This window comes from Blautia sp. 1001283B150304_161114_C9 (genome assembly GCF_015668165.1).
Lineage (GTDB): Bacteria > Bacillota > Clostridia > Lachnospirales > Lachnospiraceae > Blautia_A > Blautia_A wexlerae.
In genome coordinates this window covers 1-19,456 of sequence record NZ_JADPGO010000029.1, presented here as the reverse complement: position 1 = coordinate 19,456, position 19,456 = coordinate 1, and the positions used below count along the sequence as shown (strand labels likewise).

At 41.0% G+C, this 19,456-nt stretch carries 20 protein-coding genes; 14 read left to right on the top strand and 6 right to left on the bottom strand.

The window, feature by feature from the left end; translation table 11 throughout:
- Window position 1 precedes the first annotated feature (1 nt).
- A complete protein-coding gene (addA, locus tag I4V44_RS13530; protein ID WP_196002850.1) occupies window positions 2-3,811 on the top strand; it encodes a helicase-exonuclease AddAB subunit AddA in 3,810 nt (1,269 codons plus the stop codon).
- Window positions 3,812-3,865: 54 nt separating this feature from the next.
- On the opposite strand, the gene I4V44_RS13525 is transcribed toward addA, so the two are convergent.
- Window positions 3,866-5,269 (bottom strand): RsmF rRNA methyltransferase first C-terminal domain-containing protein, encoded by a 1,404-nt coding sequence (locus I4V44_RS13525; RefSeq protein WP_196002849.1) that lies wholly within the window; start codon window positions 5,267-5,269, stop codon window positions 3,866-3,868.
- Window positions 5,270-6,033: 764 nt separating this feature from the next.
- Here I4V44_RS13525 and I4V44_RS13520 point away from each other — a divergent pair.
- The 7 genes from I4V44_RS13520 to I4V44_RS13490 all read left to right on the top strand — a co-directional run bounded on the left by I4V44_RS13520 (window position 6,034) and on the right by I4V44_RS13490 (window position 10,879).
- Window positions 6,034-6,354 carry a PadR family transcriptional regulator gene (locus tag I4V44_RS13520; protein WP_020993548.1) on the top strand — a complete coding sequence of 107 codons (321 nt, stop codon included), beginning with the start codon at window positions 6,034-6,036 and terminating at the stop codon, window positions 6,352-6,354.
- Complete coding sequence (locus I4V44_RS13515; RefSeq protein WP_055199626.1) at window positions 6,351-7,058, top strand: DUF1700 domain-containing protein; 708 nt, start codon at window positions 6,351-6,353, stop codon at window positions 7,056-7,058. The genes I4V44_RS13520 and I4V44_RS13515 overlap by 4 nt, the downstream gene beginning before the upstream one ends.
- A complete protein-coding gene (locus tag I4V44_RS13510; RefSeq protein WP_243280279.1) occupies window positions 7,055-8,023 on the top strand; it encodes a DUF4097 family beta strand repeat-containing protein in 969 nt (322 codons plus the stop codon). The genes I4V44_RS13515 and I4V44_RS13510 overlap by 4 nt, the downstream gene beginning before the upstream one ends.
- 216 nt (window positions 8,024-8,239) lie before the next feature.
- Window positions 8,240-8,425: a PspC domain-containing protein gene (locus I4V44_RS13505; RefSeq protein WP_019162538.1), complete on the top strand. Its 186-nt coding sequence runs from the start codon at window positions 8,240-8,242 to the stop codon at window positions 8,423-8,425.
- Between the two features lie 103 nt (window positions 8,426-8,528).
- Window positions 8,529-8,726: a small, acid-soluble spore protein, alpha/beta type gene (locus I4V44_RS13500; protein ID WP_196002848.1), complete on the top strand. Its 198-nt coding sequence runs from the start codon at window positions 8,529-8,531 to the stop codon at window positions 8,724-8,726.
- A gap of 140 nt (window positions 8,727-8,866) precedes the next feature.
- The gene (locus tag I4V44_RS13495) at window positions 8,867-9,628 is read left to right on the top strand and encodes an acyl-CoA dehydratase activase (protein WP_118409031.1); all 762 of its coding nucleotides are present in this window, start codon (window positions 8,867-8,869) and stop codon (window positions 9,626-9,628) included.
- Window positions 9,629-9,727: 99 nt separating this feature from the next.
- Entirely contained in the window at window positions 9,728-10,879 is a 1,152-nt protein-coding gene (locus I4V44_RS13490; RefSeq protein WP_118569090.1) for a double-cubane-cluster-containing anaerobic reductase, read from the top strand.
- Window positions 10,880-10,993: 114 nt separating this feature from the next.
- On the opposite strand, the gene I4V44_RS13485 is transcribed toward I4V44_RS13490, so the two are convergent.
- Entirely contained in the window at window positions 10,994-11,917 is a 924-nt protein-coding gene (locus tag I4V44_RS13485; RefSeq protein ID WP_196002847.1) for a TDT family transporter, read from the bottom strand.
- A 93-nt stretch (window positions 11,918-12,010) separates the two neighbouring features.
- Window positions 12,011-12,535 (bottom strand): C-GCAxxG-C-C family protein, encoded by a 525-nt coding sequence (locus tag I4V44_RS13480; protein WP_196002846.1) that lies wholly within the window; start codon window positions 12,533-12,535, stop codon window positions 12,011-12,013.
- Between the two features lie 296 nt (window positions 12,536-12,831).
- Between I4V44_RS13480 and I4V44_RS13475 the strand changes: the two genes are divergently transcribed.
- Entirely contained in the window at window positions 12,832-13,578 is a 747-nt protein-coding gene (locus tag I4V44_RS13475) for a hypothetical protein (RefSeq protein WP_117844019.1), read from the top strand.
- Between the two features lie 142 nt (window positions 13,579-13,720).
- Here the strand turns inward: I4V44_RS13475 and I4V44_RS13470 are convergent, their stop codons facing one another.
- Together I4V44_RS13470 and I4V44_RS13465 are read right to left on the bottom strand one after the other, a co-directional pair.
- The gene (locus tag I4V44_RS13470; RefSeq protein WP_196002845.1) at window positions 13,721-14,608 is read right to left on the bottom strand and encodes a C40 family peptidase; all 888 of its coding nucleotides are present in this window, start codon (window positions 14,606-14,608) and stop codon (window positions 13,721-13,723) included.
- Window positions 14,609-14,795: 187 nt separating this feature from the next.
- On the bottom strand, window positions 14,796-15,131 hold the full coding sequence (locus tag I4V44_RS13465; RefSeq protein ID WP_196002844.1) for a helix-turn-helix domain-containing protein: 336 nt from the start codon (window positions 15,129-15,131) through the stop codon (window positions 14,796-14,798).
- A 118-nt stretch (window positions 15,132-15,249) separates the two neighbouring features.
- Here I4V44_RS13465 and I4V44_RS13460 point away from each other — a divergent pair, with 118 nt between their 5' ends.
- Genes I4V44_RS13460 through I4V44_RS13445 form a run of 5 tightly spaced genes read left to right on the top strand, consistent with a single transcriptional unit; the run spans window position 15,250 to window position 18,353 of the window.
- On the top strand, window positions 15,250-15,804 hold the full coding sequence (locus I4V44_RS13460; RefSeq protein ID WP_118566231.1) for a hypothetical protein: 555 nt from the start codon (window positions 15,250-15,252) through the stop codon (window positions 15,802-15,804).
- Between the two features lie 5 nt (window positions 15,805-15,809).
- Window positions 15,810-16,517 (top strand): LytR/AlgR family response regulator transcription factor, encoded by a 708-nt coding sequence (locus tag I4V44_RS13455; RefSeq protein WP_025579789.1) that lies wholly within the window; start codon window positions 15,810-15,812, stop codon window positions 16,515-16,517.
- 3 nt (window positions 16,518-16,520) lie between these two features.
- Window positions 16,521-18,002, top strand: a complete 1,482-nt coding sequence (locus tag I4V44_RS13450) for an ATP-binding protein (protein WP_118136660.1) — start codon at window positions 16,521-16,523, stop codon at window positions 18,000-18,002.
- 16 nt (window positions 18,003-18,018) lie between these two features.
- Window positions 18,019-18,147, top strand: a complete 129-nt coding sequence (locus I4V44_RS17790) for a hypothetical protein (protein WP_255601783.1) — start codon at window positions 18,019-18,021, stop codon at window positions 18,145-18,147.
- Between the two features lie 32 nt (window positions 18,148-18,179).
- Window positions 18,180-18,353: a hypothetical protein gene (locus I4V44_RS13445; RefSeq protein ID WP_196002843.1), complete on the top strand. Its 174-nt coding sequence runs from the start codon at window positions 18,180-18,182 to the stop codon at window positions 18,351-18,353.
- 146 nt (window positions 18,354-18,499) lie between these two features.
- On the opposite strand, the gene I4V44_RS13440 is transcribed toward I4V44_RS13445, so the two are convergent.
- On the bottom strand, window positions 18,500-19,456 hold a 957-nt coding region (locus I4V44_RS13440), incomplete at its 5' end, for a transposase (RefSeq protein ID WP_196002842.1).

Sequence of the window (19,456 nt, the reverse complement as noted above, 5' to 3'; positions counted from 1 at the left end):
GATGGGCGTACAGTGGACAAAGGAGCAGCAGGAGGTTATACGGCTGCGGGACAGAAATATTCTGGTCAGTGCGGCAGCCGGGTCCGGAAAAACGGCAGTACTGGTAGAACGTATCCTGAGTAAGATAACAGATAAAGAACACCCTGTGGATATTGATAGACTGCTGATCATGACATTTACAAGAGCGGCAGCAGGTGAAATGAAAGAGAGGATCTCGGCAGCTATTGAAAAAGCACTCTGTGAGGATCCCGATAATGAGCATCTGCAGAGACAGACAACCCTGCTTCATACTGCACAGATTACAACTATTGATGGTTTCTGTGCCTATATTATCCGGAATTACTTTCATCTGATCGGACTGGATCCGGGATATCGGACGGCAGATGAGGGGGAACTGAAGCTTCTGCGAGGAGATGTTGTGAAAGCACTGCTTGAAGAATATTATGCCAAAAAAGATGAAAAGTTTCAGAAATTCGTGGAATGCTTTGCAACAGGAAAGTCAGATGAAAATCTGGGAAACCTGATACAGAAATTATATGAAATGGCTATGAGCAATCCTTTTCCGCAGGAATGGCTGTCCGGGTGTATGGATGATTACAGGATTGATTCCCTGGAAGAGTTAAGAGAGACTGAGTGGATGAGGATGCTCTGGGATGCAGTGAAGGATGAACTGCAGGAAGCGAAGCTTCTGGTGCAGGAGGCTCGAAGAATCTGCTCAGAGCCGGATGGTCCGTATCTGTATGATGAGGCACTGAGCAGTGATCTGCTTCTTATAAGAAGTCTGCAGGAACTGGCAGAGAAAAGAGATTATAATGGAACTGCAGAAATACTTATGAAACCCTCATTTGCCCGGCTGAGCACAAAGAAGGCTGCGGATGTAGATGAACAGAAGAAGCAGAGAGTGAAAGATCTTCGGGATGAGGAAAAGGGGATTCTGAAGGAACTGGGGCAGCGATATTTCCAGAGTGCAGAGAAAGAACTTCTGGAAGTGATCAGATATATCAGAGGCCCAATAGAGATGTTAGTTGAGTTGACGGCACGATTTAAAAAACAGTTCGGAGAGGCGAAGAGAGAAAAGAATATTCTGGATTTTACGGATATGGAACATTTTGCCCTGCAGATACTGATGACGAAAGAAGGGGAAGAAATCCATATGTCTCAGGCTGCGAGAGAGCTCTCCGCAAAGTATGATGAAGTCTTGGTGGATGAATATCAGGACAGTAACTTAGTGCAGGAGCTTCTGACAACAGCAGTATCCGGGTGGATCAACCAGAAGAAAAATATCTTCATGGTAGGAGATGTAAAGCAGAGTATCTATCGTTTCCGTCTGGCAAGGCCGGAGCTTTTCATGGAAAAATATAAAAGTTATTCCACAGAAGAAGCACAGGAGCAGAGAATTGACCTGCACAAAAATTTCCGGAGCAGGGAACAGGTTCTGGAGAGTGTAAACTTTATTTTCCGACAGATCATGGGGGAAGACCTGGGAGGGATTACCTATGACAAAGATGCAGCCCTTTATCCCGGAGCTTCTTTTCCGGAAGGAGAGTCAGAGGAATTTGTAAAGACAGAGGTTCTTCTGGTCGAGAGAGACGGAGAAGAACTGTCTGATGTACATGACTATGAAGACGCAGGTGCATCGGGAAACCGCAGGGAAATGGAAAATCAGACCGGGCAGGAACTGGAGGCGCTGGCCATTGCACAGAGAATTAAAGAAATTGTGGGAAAAGAACAGATCGTAGATAAGGAGAAGAAGGAATACCGGTCTGTGGAATACGGGGATATTGTAATCCTGCTGCGCACTGCCTATGGATGGGCAGAAACATTCAGGGAAGTGCTGGCATCTCAGGGGATTCCCGTATATTGTACATCAAGAACCGGATATTTCTCTGCAACCGAGATTGTGACTGTATTGAATTATCTGAAGGTGTGTGACAATCCGCTGCAGGATATTCCGCTTATGGGAGTGCTTCGTTCACCGATTGTCGGATGCACTTCACAGGAACTGGCAGAGCTTAGAATACAGTATCCTGATGGTCTGCTCTATGAGAGTGTTTCGGCATATGCAGGAGAAAATGAAATCCTCGAAAAAGAACTGGATCCGGATAAGGTGAAATCTGAATTGTTAAACAGTAATCTGCGAACAGATGAAAAGAACTCTCTGAATATTAAATTAAGAGGATTTCTGAGTCTCCTTGAAAAGGTAAGAAATATGGCTGCATATACGCCGGTCCACGAATTGATCCTTTATGTGCTGAAAGAAACCGGGTATGGAGATTATGCAAGGGCACTTCCGGGAGGGGAGCAGCGTTTTGCAAATCTTACCATGCTTGTGGAGAAAGCTATGGACTACGAGAAGACAAGCTACAGGGGTCTGTTTAACTTTGTTCGTTATATCGAACAGCTACAGGCATATCAGGTAGACTATGGAGAAGTCAATCTGACAGGAGCGGGCAATACCGCAGTGGAGATCATGACGATCCACAAGAGTAAGGGACTTGAATTTCCGGTAGTATTTGTGGCCGGTATGGGAAAACAGTTTAATTTTCAGGATATGAATGCAGGTCTTTTGCTTCATCCGGAACTGGGAATAGGGGCTGATGCTATCATACCGGAGAAACGGGTGATCGCATCTTCGCTGAATAAGCAGGTGATCAGAAGACAGCTTCTGAAAGAGAGTCTGGGAGAGGAACTGAGGGTACTTTACGTTGCCATGACAAGAGCAAAAGAGAAACTGATCCTTACAGGAACAGTCGGAAAGCTGGAAAAGCAGATGCTGTCGCTGTCGCGTTTTCTGGATGAGGAAGAAGAACTGCTCCCACTGGGAACCAGAATGAAAGCAAAGAATTACTGGGCTTTTGTACTGCCTGCACTGGTGCGGCATCGGGCCATGAGTGAACTTCTGTGGGAATATGGAATCCTCATGAAGAAACAGCCGGGGATTTACGATGATATCTCTGAGTTTGTGATAAAAAAGATCACTGTCCGTCAGATGACAGAAAAAGCAGTTCTCATCCAGGCAGGAAACCAGATGCAGGAGGAATATCTGAAGAACTGGGATGAAAATAAAGTGTATGATGAGGCTGTGAAGGAAGAGATAGAGAAGAGATTTTCCTTTGTATATCCGTATAAATATCTGGAAGATATTCCGGTTAAAGTCAGTGTTTCGGATCTGAAAAAGAGAAGCTGGCATGATGAAAGTGAACTGGAAGAGAATATCAGTGTGTCTGCCGAAGAGCAGGAGGAAGAACAGGAAGCGCCGGTTCCCGCATTTATGGCAGAGAAGCAGGAAGAGTATAAGGGGGCTGCCAGAGGTACTGCTTACCACAGAGTAATGGAATGTCTGGATTATGCAGAAACAGATACAGAGGAACAGCTTCGGGCTCAGTTAAAGAGACTTCTGGAGAGCCAGAAAATGACAGAGCAGGAAGCGGAATGTATCCGGAGCCGGGATATCAGGAGATTTGTGGAGTCCGGGCTGGGGCAGAGGATGAAGAAAGCTGCCATGAAAAAACATCTTTACAGAGAACAGCCTTTTGTGATCCAGAGAAATGCTTCTATGCTCGATGATGGTTGGAAGAACGAAACAGTGCTGGTGCAGGGAATTATCGATGCCTATTTTATGGAAGAGGAAGAGATTGTTCTTGTGGACTATAAAACGGATAGAGTGAAGAGAGGACAGGAACAGAAGCTGATCGATCTGTATCATGTGCAGCTTGAGGATTATGCCCGGGCATTGGAGCGGATGACAGGGAAAAGAGTGAAGGAAAAGATCATTTATTCGTTTACATTGCAGAAAGAGATATTGCTGTAAGCGGAATAAATATTATTATTGTGAATTCAAATATCCGGCAGGGATAAGCGCGTGTTATACGCGCCACCCTGCCGGATATTTGTTTTTCAGGATCTGGTTGACCAGTTTACCGAAGCCAATGGGATATCCATCTGCACAGAGGAGATGCCAGCCTTTTTTGTGAGCTGCTTCTTCGGGTTCGATATTTAAGGTTTCGCCCTTTAAATATCTGGTGATCCTTTCGTCAGAAGCGGAGAGAGAGATGACTGCTTCTGCTTCATTTTTGCGGATCGCCAGTGCAAGTGGCTGAGACGGCTCGAAGCGGTTTTTCTTCAGGTCACCGAGATAGAGACCGTTTCTTAAGAAGGTGATGCCGCGGAAGTTGTGGGCAACCGGGGGAAGATAGTAGGCTTTATCACCGCGGATTTCCACACGTTCCCAGTCAAATGGCTGGCCGCAGAGGGTTTTCAGACCGATTTCGTTCAGAAATTCCTCAATCAGTGGAAATGCGTTTTTGTCCGGTTTTGTGTGAGGACGGGAGCTTTCCTTGATGGCCTGTCCTTTTTTACGGAAGAGCGCAAGGAAGTGTCCCTCTCCATTCATTTTGTGTGGAAAAATCCGGATGCATTTGATAAGCTCAGGATTTCCGTTTCCCCATTCAGGAACTCCATGGGAGAAGCCTTCATAATCTTCCATTTCTGCCAGTTCCATGTCAGGACGGTTTTCCAGAAGATGGGAAACAGTTTGTTCGTCTTCTGCAGGCGCGAATGTGCAGGTAGAGTAAAGCATCAGTCCGCCGGGACGGAGCATATCGGCTGCCTGGAGGATAAGCTCTTTCTGGATTTCGGAAAGCTCCATGGATTTTTCGGGAGTCCAGTCTTTGGCAAGTGCTTCTTCCTTACGGAACATTCCTTCTCCGGAGCATGGAGCATCCAGGATGATCTTGTCGAAGAATTCGGGGAATGCTTTGGTTAACTTTGCAGGTGTTTCGTTTGCTACGAAGACATTTGGGATGCCGAAGAGTTCCAGGTTGCGAAGGAGGGCTCTGGCGCGGGAAGTGCTGATATCGTTTGCTACCAGAAGTCCCTGTCCCTGAAGTGCTGCGCCTGCTGCAGTTGCCTTGCCGCCCGGGGCTGCGCAGAGGTCCAGGACTCTGTCACCCGGCTCGATGGGGATGCGGGAGGCGGGGGTCATGGCGCTGGGTTCCTGAAGGTAGTAGAGGCCGGCCTGGTAGTATGGGCATCTGGAAGGACGAATGTCTTCATCGTAGAAGTAGCCGTTTTTGATCCATGGGATCTGACGGGTTGGAAATGGAGACAGGTTTTCGAAGTCTTCGCAGGTGATCTTGGAGGTGTTTATGCGCAGGCCGTAGGTTCGGGGGGCATTGAAGCTGGAGAGGAAGGAGGGGTATTCGTTGCCGAGCATTTCTTTCATTCGGGTGAGGAAGGCGGGGTGGAGGTGTGTTGTATTTTCGTTCATAATGGGTTGGGTTCCTTTGCTGTAGTTTTGATTGGTGGGTGGGGGACGCGCAGGAAAATATATCTGTCTGAGTGCGGTTTCGGCATCTAAGATCTTCTAAGTCGGTAAAAATCTGCTAAAAGCATGGAGAAAAATGCAAAACTCGCTTCGCTGCAGGCTTCGCTCAGACAGGTTGCGATTTTTCTCCATAACGCAGATTTCTACCGGCTAAGAAGATCTAAGATGCCTGCAAATGCACTCAGACAGATATATTTTCCTGCGCTGTTTACTGAAAATAACTGTAGTATAACGTGAGGTTTATGGAATATTAAGTTTATGAAATACTATAGCAATGCCATAAAATAATGCAATCAAGACAGTTCAGCAGGACTTCACGCTATGATGGACTGGATTGTTTGCAGTAATTTATGAAATAAGAAATTGATATGTAACAATACTTTCAAATGCATTATTTATGAAGATTGCTATAGTAAACCGGAAGACGTTAAGGAGGTATTTTCGGTAAAGGTATCAATATGATTATAAAGTATAAATGATTTTTGCTAAATAGTATTGACAAAATCATATTATACATCATATAATATCGTTAACAAAACAATATTGATGTTCTGTATAGTATGTGAACAGGATGGAATAAATGTATCAGATGTGAAATGGCGTTTACCTTTGGTATAGTCTGGAGCATTTTTCAGACACGCTCTAAGGCTGGATTGCAGAGATGATGCTGTCTGTACAGAACATAATTGAAACGAGGGAGTGAGCATATGGTTTTTAATACGGGTGCTGCGCTTCTGGATGCGGTTGTTCTGGCGGTTGTTTCTAAGGAGAAGGAAGGGACTTACGGGTATAAGATCACGCAGGATGTGCGTGGAGTTCTGGATGTTTCGGAGTCTACTTTGTATCCGGTGCTCAGGAGGCTGCAGAAGGATGATTGTCTGGAGGTTTACGATATGGCGTATGCAGGACGTAACCGGCGTTATTATAAGCTGACGGACAGAGGTGCTGCGCAGCTGGAGTTTTATAAAGCTGAATGGAAAATTTATGCATCCAAGATAAGCGGGATGTTTGAGGGAGGAATAGGATGATGGACAGGGCGCAGTTTATGCAGGAGCTGGAGAAGCTGCTTGCTGATATTTCCGAGACAGAGAGGCAGGATGCCCTTGATTTTTATAATAGTTATTTCGATGATGCAGGAGCTGAGAATGAAGCTTCGGTGCTCAGGGAACTTGGAAGTCCAGAGAAGGTTGCAGCGATCATCAAGGCGGATCTGAAAGGTTCGGCAGGAGGCTATGAGTATGGAGAATATACGGAGCATGGCTATGAGGATGCCCGGACTAAAGAGAGAGGCCAGATGCCTGAGAGATATGAAGAAGAGTCGGGAACAGGGAAGCGTTTTTTCAGAAAGGGGAATCAGGCGGTGCTGATCCTTGCGGTGATCCTGCTGGTTTTTATTTCTCCTTTTGTTAAGGGGGCTGTTGGTGGGATTCTGACATTTGCAGTTGGAATCTTACTGCTTCCGTTCTGGCTGATCGTTGGATTGGGCATAGGTGCTGTGGTTTTACTGGTTGGCGGAATCGCAGCTGTTGTGGCTGGAGCAGGGCTTTTGGCTGTAATGACCGGAACCGGGATCCTGACCATAGGAATTGGATGTCTGATGATTGCTCTGGCAATCCTTATGATATTAGGACTGATCAGCATTGCAGTACGCATTGTGCCGAAATGGTTTCGGAAGATTACTGACTTTTTTAACAGGGTGCTTTACAGAAAGAGAAAGGAGGAGGTTAAATGAAGAAGTTTACAAAAGGAATGTTGATCGCAGCGGGGATTTTTGGTGCTGTGGGAATCGGGCTGACAGCTGCCGGTGGTGTTATGGGAGCCAGTATGTCGGAACTGACAGGGGTGAAAAGTCTGAAAAGGGTGCTTCTGGTGGCAGATGGGGATTATGATTATGATGACAGCGATGATTATGATGACGATGATGATTATGACGATTATGATTATGATGACAGCGATGACTATGACAGCGATGATTATGACGACAGCGACGACTGTGACGACAGTGAGGATTATGCCCGCGCTGTTGATGAGAATGAGGAAGATGGCACTGTATATCAGTTGAAGTATCAGCCCACAAAGCTGGATATAGAGCTGAAGTACGATGAGCTGATTCTGGAAGAGGGCGACAGTTTCTGTGTCAGAGTTTATGATGACAGTGGGAAGAATGTGACAGTGAAGGAGAGTTCGGATACTCTTAAGGTCAGAAGCACGAAAAAACTGTCTAAAAACAGAAAGGTGTGTATCTCCTATCCGGAAGATGTTAAGCTTCAGGAGCTGGAGATTGAGATGGGTGCAGGTACTGTTTATCTGAACAGAGATATTGAGACAGAGAAGCTGAGTGTGGAGATGGGAGCCGGGGAATTTGAAAGTAAGAATCCGGTGACTGCAAGGGAGGCAGATCTGGAAATCGGAACCGGAAGTATGACATTTGCAGATCTGAGCGCCAGGAAGACAGATGGAGAATGTGGTCTGGGTGAACTGGATCTGACACTGACCGGTACGCAGGAGGATTATAATTATGATCTGGAATGTGGAGTGGGAAATCTGGATGTAGGTTCTGATTCCTACAGTGGACTTGGACGGGAGAAAACCATTTCCAATAAAGGCGCAGACAGGAAACTGGATCTGGAGTGCGGTATGGGAAATATATCAGTAGATTTCTCCGGGAAAGAACACAGAGATTTGCAGACATCCTGAGGAGTATACATTCTGACGGGAAGAAATAAAAGGAGTATTTAACCGAATCAAGTAAGTCCCCTGCTTCAATTGCGGAAAGCAATAAGCAGTGGGTGGGGACTTGCTTGTATCAGGAGGAGTGTAGCTCCTTCTGATAAACTGCGGAGCAGTTATTCGGTTATGAGCAAGTAGCGAAGCGGATGATTTTATCCGCTAGGTTTAAGGAGGAAATGAATCATGAGTGACAAACGTTTATACAAATCATCAGAAAACAGCATGCTTTGCGGTGTATGTGGAGGAATTGCAGAATATTTTGATATTGACCCTACGCTAGTGCGTCTGGCATGGGTGATCCTGACCTGCTTTGGCGGTGCGGGAATCTGGGCATATATCATTGCGGCAATTATTATTCCCAAAAGATAACAGAATTTCAAAATCCAGTCTGTAATAAACAGAAGTTCAATGAAATACAGTATAAAAATTAAGAAAACAGCCCATACTCCAAAGAAAAGGAGTGTGGGCTGTTTTGGATAAAGAGAAGGAAATAAAAGCTTATCTTGATGGAGAATTGTTACCGGACACCAGAATGAAGTATGAAATTGCAGAGGAAATGGGACTGTTGGACAGAGTCTTGCGTGATGGATGGAAAAGTCTGTCTGCGAAAGAGACCGGACGGATCGGAGGATTGATGACGAAACGAAAAAAAGGAAAATTGAAAAAATAAAATCAACATTTATAGCTTTTTTGAATAAATCTCCTGCTTTTATTGGATTTTTGAATTTTTGATTATTAATGGGAAAGGGTATAATAGAAATTACAGTAAACAGAATGAGTAAAAATACCCAAAAAAGCAGGTGAGAAAAGTTGTATTATGTTGGAATTGATATTGGTTCGACTGCTTCGAAAACAGTTGTGACTGGTGACAGGGAAATGAAATTTGTGCTACCTACGGGATGGAGCAGTAAGGAGACGGCTTCGGAGATTGCTTCAAGGCTTCTGGATCAGGGGATTGATGTAATGAGTGAAGGGGTTCGTGTAGCAGCTACAGGATATGGGCGTGTAGCTGTGGATTATGCGGATTTTGTGATTACGGAGATTACCTGTCATGGAAGAGGTGGCAGAGAACTGGCGGGAAATGAATGTGCAATTATTGATGTAGGTGGTCAGGATACGAAAGTAATCTTGATAGATCAGGGAATGATCCAGGATTTTCTTATGAATGATAAATGTTCTGCCGGAACCGGGAAGTTTCTGGAGATTATGGCGAATCGACTGGGAGTTACCATTGCGGAACTGTTTGACCTGGCAGAACAGGGAACTGTGGTACCGATCAGTTCGTTGTGTACGGTATTTGCGGAATCTGAGGTAATCAGCATGATTGGTGAAGGGCGAAGCAGAGAGGATATAGCTGCGGGAGTGGTAAATTCTGTAGCGGAGAAAGTTGCGCAGCTTGCCAGAAGAAAGCAGCTTCCGGGGACAGTGCTCCTTACGGGAGGATTGAGTGAATGTCCGTATTTTGCAGAAATTCTTTCGGAAAAACTTGGATGTGCTGTTGAAGCTATGAAAGACGGAAGATATGCAGGAGCGTTTGGGGCATCATTGCTTGCCGGAGAAAAAAAGAAATAAATAATCAACTGTAGAGGATAATAAGGACTGCAACAGTTGGCGAATGGTATGAAAGAAGTAAAAAATAATATAAAAACGATAGAAAGATGAGGCACAAAGATGGAAATAATTAAAGATTTACCAGAAGTATTTGAGGAGTTTGCGGAGCAGAGGAAGAATTCATTTCTTGCTATCAAGAAGATTAAGGATCAGAATATCCCGGTAATTGGTTCTTACTGTACATATTTTCCACAGGAGATTGCAATGGCCATGGGAGCTGCTTCTGTAGGTTTATGTTCCATGTCTGATGAAACAATCCCGGTAGCCGAGCAGACATTGCCGAAAAATCTCTGTCCACTGATCAAGGCCAGTTATGGGTTTGCAGTGACAGATAAATGTCCATTCTTTTATTTTTCAGATGTTGTAGTTGGTGAGACTACCTGTGACGGAAAGAAAAAAATGTATGAATTTATGTCCGAATTTAAGGATGTATTTATTCTGGAGCTTCCTCATAAACAGACAGAGGCTGCACTTCAGTACTGGAAGAGTGAGATTATCCGTTTCAAAGAATATCTGGAGAAGAAATTTGAGGTGGAGATCACAGAGGAGAAGCTTCGTGAGGCAGTCCGCATCAGCAATGAGGGACGTCGTGCTTTGAAAGATTTCTATGAACTGATGAAACAGGATCCGGCTCCAATGAAGGGTGAGAATCTTTATAATGTATTGTATGGAACTACCTTTAAGTTTGACCGTTCCAAAGTCCCGGCAGAGATTGATGCACTGACAGTGAAGCTGAAAGAAGAATATGCAGCAGGCAAAAACGAAGGAAAGAAACATCGTATTCTGATCACTGGATGTCCAATGGGCGGAGCTACCATGAAAGTAGTAAAAGCAATTGAAGAAAATGGCGGTGTGGTAGTTGCTTTTGAAAACTGCTCCGGTGCAAAGAGCGTAGACAGACTGATTGATGAAAATGATCCGGATATTTACGAAGCAATTGCAAGACGTTATCTGAATATCGGCTGTTCTGTTATGACTCCGAATCCGAACCGTTTTGAACTGTTAAATGAACTGATCGATGAGTACCAGGTAGAAGCTGTTGTGGAAATGACTCTTCAGGCCTGTCATACTTATAATGTGGAAGCCGGTAAAGTTGGCAGATTTGTAAGAGAAGAGAAAAAGATTCCTTATCTGCATGTGGAGACAGATTATTCTCAGTCTGATGTTGGACAGCTAAATACACGTATTGCAGCTCTGATAGAAATGTTATAACTGTGAAGATATTATAAGATTATAGAAAAGGCAGGTATTTTTCATACCTGCTTTTTCCTGTAATACTCAAAGTTAAAAAAGAACTACATTTCTATGACTTACGTTTTTTCTTTGCTATTTTTTCTGTCCAAACAGGAATCCCATATAGCGCACAAACGTATATACTACTAAAAGTACTGCAATTACTGTTTCAATCAGCACTACATATTTTAAAAACGGAAGAGGTTTTCCCATGTTTGCAGCGCATGCCATAGTCTGTTTGGATGCAATTGCACTGATTACAAATGGGAATGTAAATGCAGCATAGCTTGGGTAAAACGGCATTTTCAGATATGTAATTGCCTTTACCAGTGAAAAAATATAAATTGCGGTTGCTGCTGCCAGCATTCCTGTAAGAAAGCCATATGACTTCGGCATTACTGACTGTACATATCCGGCAATACAAAGACTTGTCGGTGCTGCGTAAATGCAGATGAGCGGTTTTGCGGGATCTGGTACTTCTTTGAATTTTACGTATCTGTAGGTTATCAGAATCAGAAGCAGGATCAGTGTGACAAAACCAAACCAGAATGCTGCTGTTCCGATAGAGGCTGCCTTTTCATAAGCAGGGGCTGTAACAGATGCTACTACAATTCCTACATATACAATAAAATAGCTTGCGAAAACTTTTGGCATCTGTAATTTCAGTAAGAATTTTACTGTAAAATATATGATCAGAATTATATGGAGACAGATTGCCAGAAGCCAGATAAAATAAGCTGCTTTGCCGATAAATGGTTTTACATAAACACTGAGAAGCATTAAAGCCATGGGAAATGTTCCGGATACGCTTGCCATGATGGGATTCTTCATGTCTTCCCTGACCATTTGTGGAAACATGATTAATTTCAGTAAAACAAGTATGAGCAAAAATGCTGCCAGGATTCCGCAGATATAGCGGATTCCTTCTGAGTAACTCTGTAAGAGATTTCCCAGTGCCGCCAGACCAAGCATTACACCGCAAAGCGGGATAGGAATTTTTTTAATTGTGTTTTTCATTATTGTCTTATCCTTTCCTGTTATATAAGCAGATATTTGTGATTAGTTTTGCTGCTTGATCATAGTCAAATATCTGCCCGCAGTCTGATTTGACTAAATTTCTTCAATGGTACGTCTCTCTGCCGGTTCATCAATCTCATCCTGATTTTTGATTCCCAGCTCGCGACAGACAATCTGGGCTACTTTCCATGCACATAACCCTGTAAAATAGATACACTGTTCTTTGTGTTCGCCCTGTCCCATATTGAATTCTTTTGTCAGAATACGACAGCAGATTGCATTTTTTCCATTTGCTTTTTTAAACCAGTCGTGAAGTTCATGTGTCAATTCCATACATTTGATACTCTTTGGATCTGTTGGACCATTTTGTCCGGTTCTGCCAAAAAACATTCCCAATGCAAGAATTCCTCCGTTAAATGCACCGCAGATACATCCTGATTTTCCTGCTCCTACTGCCATACCAGATGCCATTGCGATAACTTCTTCGGGAACGTCAAGTTTGAATTCCTCTCTGATCGCACTGATCAATGCTTCGCAGCAATAATAGCCGCCTTTAAATTTTTTTTCTGCTGCCCGCTGAATTGCTCTTGGACTTGCTTCTGTTACTCCGATTTTCATAAGTAACTTCCTCCCTTTTTTATTTACAGTACTTTTCTGATATTCCGTATTTTCCTAAAAATATTTAAGGTACTGCCAATAAACTTATTATACTCAAAACTTGTCTGGATTTGAAATTCATTGTGCAAATAAATACCAGTGTTTTATTTGTTTTATCTATAAATAATAATGTCCTTTTTATGACAGATAAGGGACATATGAGGCATCGAAGTCTGTGAAGTATGTCATAATGAACAGGAAAAGCACATTATGATAAAGGCAGTGACATTTTTAGCAAATGTAGAAAGGACAACAAAATGAAGCAGAAAAAGATTGTAATTATTATGGCAGGGATTTTAGCAGCAGCGGCTGCTATGACTGGCTGTGCGGAACAGAATAAAACAGCGACACAGGTTGATTATACGCAGAATTCACAGGGGAAATCCGAACAGACAAAACAAAAAACAGCAGAAAAATCTCAGCCGGATAAAAAACAGGTAAATAAAAGTACATCCGGTGGAAAAGAAAATTCAAATCAGACTGCGGATAAGAAGACGAAAGTATTTGCCTCATCCAATAATGCGGGCGATGTACAGAATTCAGAGAATGATGCGGATAATACAGATGATTCACAGAATACATACGTGGACAATAATTCATCTGAAAATAATGGCTCAACAGGCGACGGTGGCAATCAAATTGATCAGACAGCAGATCAGGCGATGATATATGACAGTGAGGGAAATGGAAGACTGATTTCTCAGGCTGACGATGGAAACTGGTATGACAGTGACGGAAATTGTTATGGAAGCTGGGAGGATATTGGGCGTGCTATGGATGAAGATGGTGTTACGGATCAGGATGGCAATAAATACTACTGGACCTGGACTGCACCTGATGATGCATCAGGAAAAGTAAGAGATCCGTATGACCTGTATTCCTGGGATCCGGGAACCAATTCCTATATACCGTTTCAGGCTGCGGAATCTGACTGTAGTCCTATAGGCAGAGGAAACGGCTGGTATTATTATGATGAAGACAGCGGCGAATATGTTCCGTGGTAAAAAATAAGAAAACAAAAGAAACAGTTTTGAAATCATTTTGATGGGTTTCAAAACTGTTTCTTTTTATATACAAGAAATAGTGAAGGGGCATATCCGGCAGAATCAGTGAAAAGAATTCTGCCGGATGTTTATCTGGTAAAGATCAGCTGATCAGTTTCAGGAAAGTGTTTCTGTCACAAGTTCCGGAAAATGTTAAGCCCTGTGCTTTCTGGAATGCTTTTACAGCTGAAAGAAGACCAGAGCCAAAGGTACCAGGAATTTCCACACCATTTGGATCATAAGCACGTAAAAGAAGGAGAATCTCAGCGGCAGTTACCATATACTGAGTTTCACCGCTTTTTACGTAATGTTTACCAAGGGCATTGCTTGTGTTGGTTCCCCAGATACCGTCTACATCCAGACCGGCACCATAATCTTTGTTCAGAGCTGTCTGAAGAACTTTAATAGCTGCTTTCTTAGTGGCAGCATCTCTTTTCCCGGTAATGGAGATGCCAGTATTGGCAAATTTATTGGCATAACTCTGACCTTTGCGGATTTTGGCATTTCCAGTAGTTGGCTGTGGTTCTGGATCCGTAGATGTAGAATCTTCATTATAACGAAGAACACAATCCCACGGGCAGTTGTAGTAATTCTGGATTTTAATTTCGTTGCCATTCTGGTCACCCGGAGTACCACCGTGGGCTCCACCATTTTCATTTATACTGGCAGAAACTACTTTGCCGTTGCCGATATGCATAACTGTATGGCGTGCAATGTTTAACAGTACATCACCGCGTTTCATACCGCTTCCGTTGTCAAGATTAACACTGGAAGTAACGTCTTTGAATCCGCAAGACAGGAAAACAGACTTCATACTTTTGGTATTATAAGCTCCTTTTGTTTTTACAGGAACACCAGCCTGCTGCCATGCGGAGATTACCAGTGAAGAACAATCGTAGTCCGGTCCCCATCTGTTATCCTGATCATATCCATGTGCCGGATCATTTGCAATTTCAATTGCCCATGTTACTGCTTTTTCTGTTTTTGTCATTTTTTCATCCTCCTGAAATTTGATTATTTATTTGCTCACCGGTGATACATCTTATAAAGAGTGAGAAAAGGGAAAATTGTAAACATAAAAAAGAAAAAAATAAAAAGCATTTCCTGATCGCTGTTTCGAGGTCAGAAAAATGCCTTTTGAGGACAAAAACACGAAAAATGTCGAATTGTAATTATATTTAATCCTGATGAGAGGCCTGATATATTTTCAGTATTTTTACAATGTATTCAGTCTGGCGTTCACCCATTTGATTCATAATTGAAACCGCATCCTGAATGGCCGGGCTTTGAATATCTTTATTATGAGGAAGCAGATCATAAAGAAAATAGTCAAGTCCCACATCAAGAATTTCAGAACGCTTAAGGAGATTTTCGATAGTAGGCATATACTTACCTGTTTCAATCCGGCTGATCGTACTTACAGATAAACCACTTAATTCTTCCAGGTGTTCCTGGGTAATATTTCTGTTGATCCGAGCTTCTGCAATTCTTTTTCCGATAGTATTGTTTTTCATAAATAAAAATCCTTTCCTTTGATAAAGTTTAACAGACGGAATTAAATATGTATAAGGATATAAATGACAAGCGACTAATCAAATTTGATATGTTTTATGACAGGAGGAATATAGGAATATGGACGAATATACAAAGGATTTGTATACCATGATGTTTTCTTTGCAGACTTTGCAAAATCAGGGAATTACAATCAGAGAAACTGTATATAAAAGTCTGGACAAATTACTGTTATGGAATAAAGAATCTGAAAACAGTAAATATCTCGAATTAGCGTTGCTTCATATGCAGGCTTATGCTAATATGGGATTTGCTTTAGATGAAGAAAATAAGACAATACGTGAGATATTAAAAAAGACAGGAAAGACCAGAGAAGACTTTTTCCCGAAAGGATATCTTCTTGGAAAGAGAATTAAACTGACCAGGTCACAGGTTCGTGGTATGATTGGAAGATGGAGACCTTCCAGAGACAGTCCGATGACAATCGGAGAACTGGTGGATGATATCATCAGAAAGGTAAAAAACCATGAGGAAGGCAGATACATTTATCAGTATCACAGAACTGATGTGACAACCAAAGGGGATATCGAGGTTTATGAGCTGGTCATCAATAAGGATGAAAGTTATTTTTATGATGTGAAGAAATTCAGATTTTATACATTCATGGAGGAATAATTGCTATGATAAGAATAATGATTCTGGATGATGACGAAATGTATCTGAAAAAAGAAAAGGATATCACAGAACAGTATTTTGCAGAGAAAAACGTAGATTGCACGGTAACGATATACCAGAATGTGGAATGGTTTCTGCTGGGATTGAATGAAGAAAAATTCGATATGTATATTCTGGATATCCGGATGCCTGGAGAAAACGGAATAGAGGCAGCGAGGGAAATTCGCAGACTTTATCCGGATCCGGTTATTATATTTATTACAAATTTTGTGGATTATGCAATAGAAGCATATGAGGTAAACACCTATCGTTATATCCCCAAAGAGTGTCTGAAGGAAAAACTTCCGCAGGCTTATGATGCGCTTCTTCCTGGAATTATGGAGAAAGAAGAGCGGTACTATATCATAAATAAAAGAAATGAAGTTGAAAAACTGGCATATTCTGATATTTTCTATATGAAAAAAGAAGGAAAATATGTGATTTTTGTGCACAGGCGTGGGGAAGTAAAGATCAGAGCAAGTCTGTCAACAGTAGAAAAGGAACTGAATTCAAAAGAATTTATTATATCTGACAGAGGATATCTTGCAAACATCCAACATGTGATGAAGATGAAAGGAAGGGATCTTTATATGCGGGACGGTAATATTATTACAGTTGGCAGAGAAAGATTCAAAGGTGTCAGAGAAGCAATTCTGAATTACTGGGGGGTATGAAGAATGCTGAAAGTTTTATTGTATGGACTGGCAACGTTTATGGAGACAGGGATAGGTGTCTGGATATTTAGCCAGACGTTTTCTGAACGAAGAATATTAGAAAAAAAATATTATGTTCTAGAATGGCTGTTGTATTCTTTGATTTTTTTTGGAATTTATAATTTTTCTGTTTCATTATGGCAGATTGATAAAAAAATAGAAAAATATGTCATAAAAGTTATTTGTATATACATAATTGGATTAATTGCAGGAATTATATATGATATTTTTTTTGTAAAGAAAAAGGAGATGGTCTTAAGAAGAATATTATATATCGGCATGATATTTTGGTTAACTGCTCAGTATTGGGCTGGATATCAATCGTTGTTAATGATTATTCTTGGGAGTGGAATAATTGTATTATATGTTTTTTGCTACTTTGATTGCACATTTAAACAGGCATATGTTTGGAATTTTTTCTATGCAGTTAATATAGGATTGATAAAAGAGGCTTATGTTGTATATGCAGGGGTGTTTAACCATAAACAGTGGGATGATTTTTATTCATATCCGAGAGGACATACATATCAGGAAGTTATATTTTGGATTTTAGGCTGTTTATTCATATTTTGGATAATTAAATTTATTTTGTCAGTAAACAGTATAAAAGGAATATTGCGTACACGTCTGAAGGAACTTTTTATTATTGGATTGTTAGAGTATGTTTTATTAATAGTTAGCATCATATACAAATTTGGTACGATTAAAAAGGAAAATTTTGTAATGACCGCATGTTTATTAGTAGTTAGTAATATAGCATTGATTGGTGTATATGTTAAGTTTCAAAAAAAGACCCTAGAAATGAGAAATCAGATTTTAGATATGAGATGCAAATTAATGGAAGAAGAATATGAAGAATTGAGAATGTCATATGACCGGTATCGGTGTTTGGTGCACGATGAAAAACATTTGCTTTTATATATAAAAGAATGCCTGGAAAATGGAGAACTGGATTCATGTATCACTTTTTTGAATCATTACAAGAGAGAAAGCATTAGATATAGTGGAGTAGCGTGGACAGGAATTCCAGAAATAAATTTTATGTTGAATATAAAAGTGCGAAAAATGGAAGAAAAGAATATTTTTTTTAAAGTAGATTCAAAAATAGAAAAAATTCCGATGAAAGACATAGATTTCGTTGTACTCCTAGGAAATCTTTTGGATAATGCAATAGAAGCTGCTGAAAAGTGTGAAGAGGGAAAAGGTAAAATTACGTGTATTTTTCGAAATATTAATGATATGTTTATTTTTAAAGTAAAGAATACAAGCATATATAAACCTTATGAAAAAAACACTAAATTTTATACAAGTAAAAAAGAGAAAGATGAGCACGGATGGGGGATTGAAAGTGTCAAACAAATTGTAAGAAAGTATAATGGTGAAATAGATTTTAAATATGATAAAGATTTTTTTGAAGTAGAAATAATAATTAGCGATAATACATAATGGGAGAGTGACGGTTATGAACGAAATGAATGATAAAATAATAGGAAATGTGGAAAAAGAATTAGATGAAATAGAGATAATAGATACGGAAAGTATAGAAGAGAAATTGTCTTTTATTGTATATGGAACTATAGTGTGTTGCTGAAATTGGATTATTTATGCAGGAAAAATCGAACTATGTTTCTTAAAATATTAATCTTAGATGTACATCGGCAGAAAAATTTTGGAAATCTAAAAGGAAGTACGCCAAAAGAACAATATGATTATTATGAAAAAAAATATCTTAACAATGCAACATATATAAAATCTTTACTGCAGGAATATCCCGAGTTAAAACGTCTGCTTGAATAATTGCGCGTCGCATTCTCGTTACTTTAGCCTGCAAATAAAAAGTCAATACTAAAATTGAAGAAGGTTAAAAAACTTTACAGGTTAAAAATTAGGCATTAAAATAAGGCCACCACAACCAGTGCTGGTCTGAAAGTAAAAGTTTTGAATTAGCTTGGATCAGGAAGAACAGAAAGATATTCTTTCACTCGTCCATAGTATATTCTGAGAAATTTATTAGCACCTGCAGTCATATAAACATAGTAAGGCTTACCCTGGGTGCGTTTTCTGTCCATGAATTGATATACAGGATCATCCTGAGGCATGGTTTTGATAAGAACATCCATTACTTGAAAAAGAGTCTTTCTTAAATTTGAAGATCCACGTTTGGATGTTGGGACGCTTTTTTGTGCATAGGAACCAGATTCGTTTACCCCAGGATCAACTCCGGCGAATGCAGTAAGGGCTCCTTTATGCGTGAATCTGGTTACATCACCGATCTCAGCCATAAGCTGTGGACCGAGAGATGGACCAATCCCTTTAAACTGCATGACAATTGAGTATTCAGGAAGCTTTGAGGCAGTCTCGTTCATGAGAGTGCGTATTGTTTCGACAGTAACGGAAGTACTGTTGAGCTGATCGATAGCTTGTCTGATGATATGTTTGGTTATTTCATTCTTAGGAAATACTGGAACAAGTTCCTTTGTTTTGGTGTAAATTTCTTCCGCTTTTGATTTATTGAAGGCATATTTTTTGCGCTTGCACCAGTTCTGATAATGTTCAACAAAAGCGTTTAGAGACATTTTACGAATGCAATCTACATGCCAGTATGTAGAGACAAAATCAACCCATTTCTGGGAACCATCACTGCGGGTGGGACTATTGAAATAAGTATTTGCATTTGGATAGGTCTGGTCAATGAGGCCAATAAGATTATTTTTCATAGCCGTTTTTTGTTTCACATAGAAATGGAACTGACGATTCATGACCTTTAGCTGAGCGCGTAATTCATCTGTAATACTATACGGTTCAAGACTTTGCCATTTGTCAAGAGCGTAGCGGGCAATCTTGACAGAATCAGCTTTGTCGGACTTGATTTTGCGAAGAGAATCGTTATTAAAATCTTT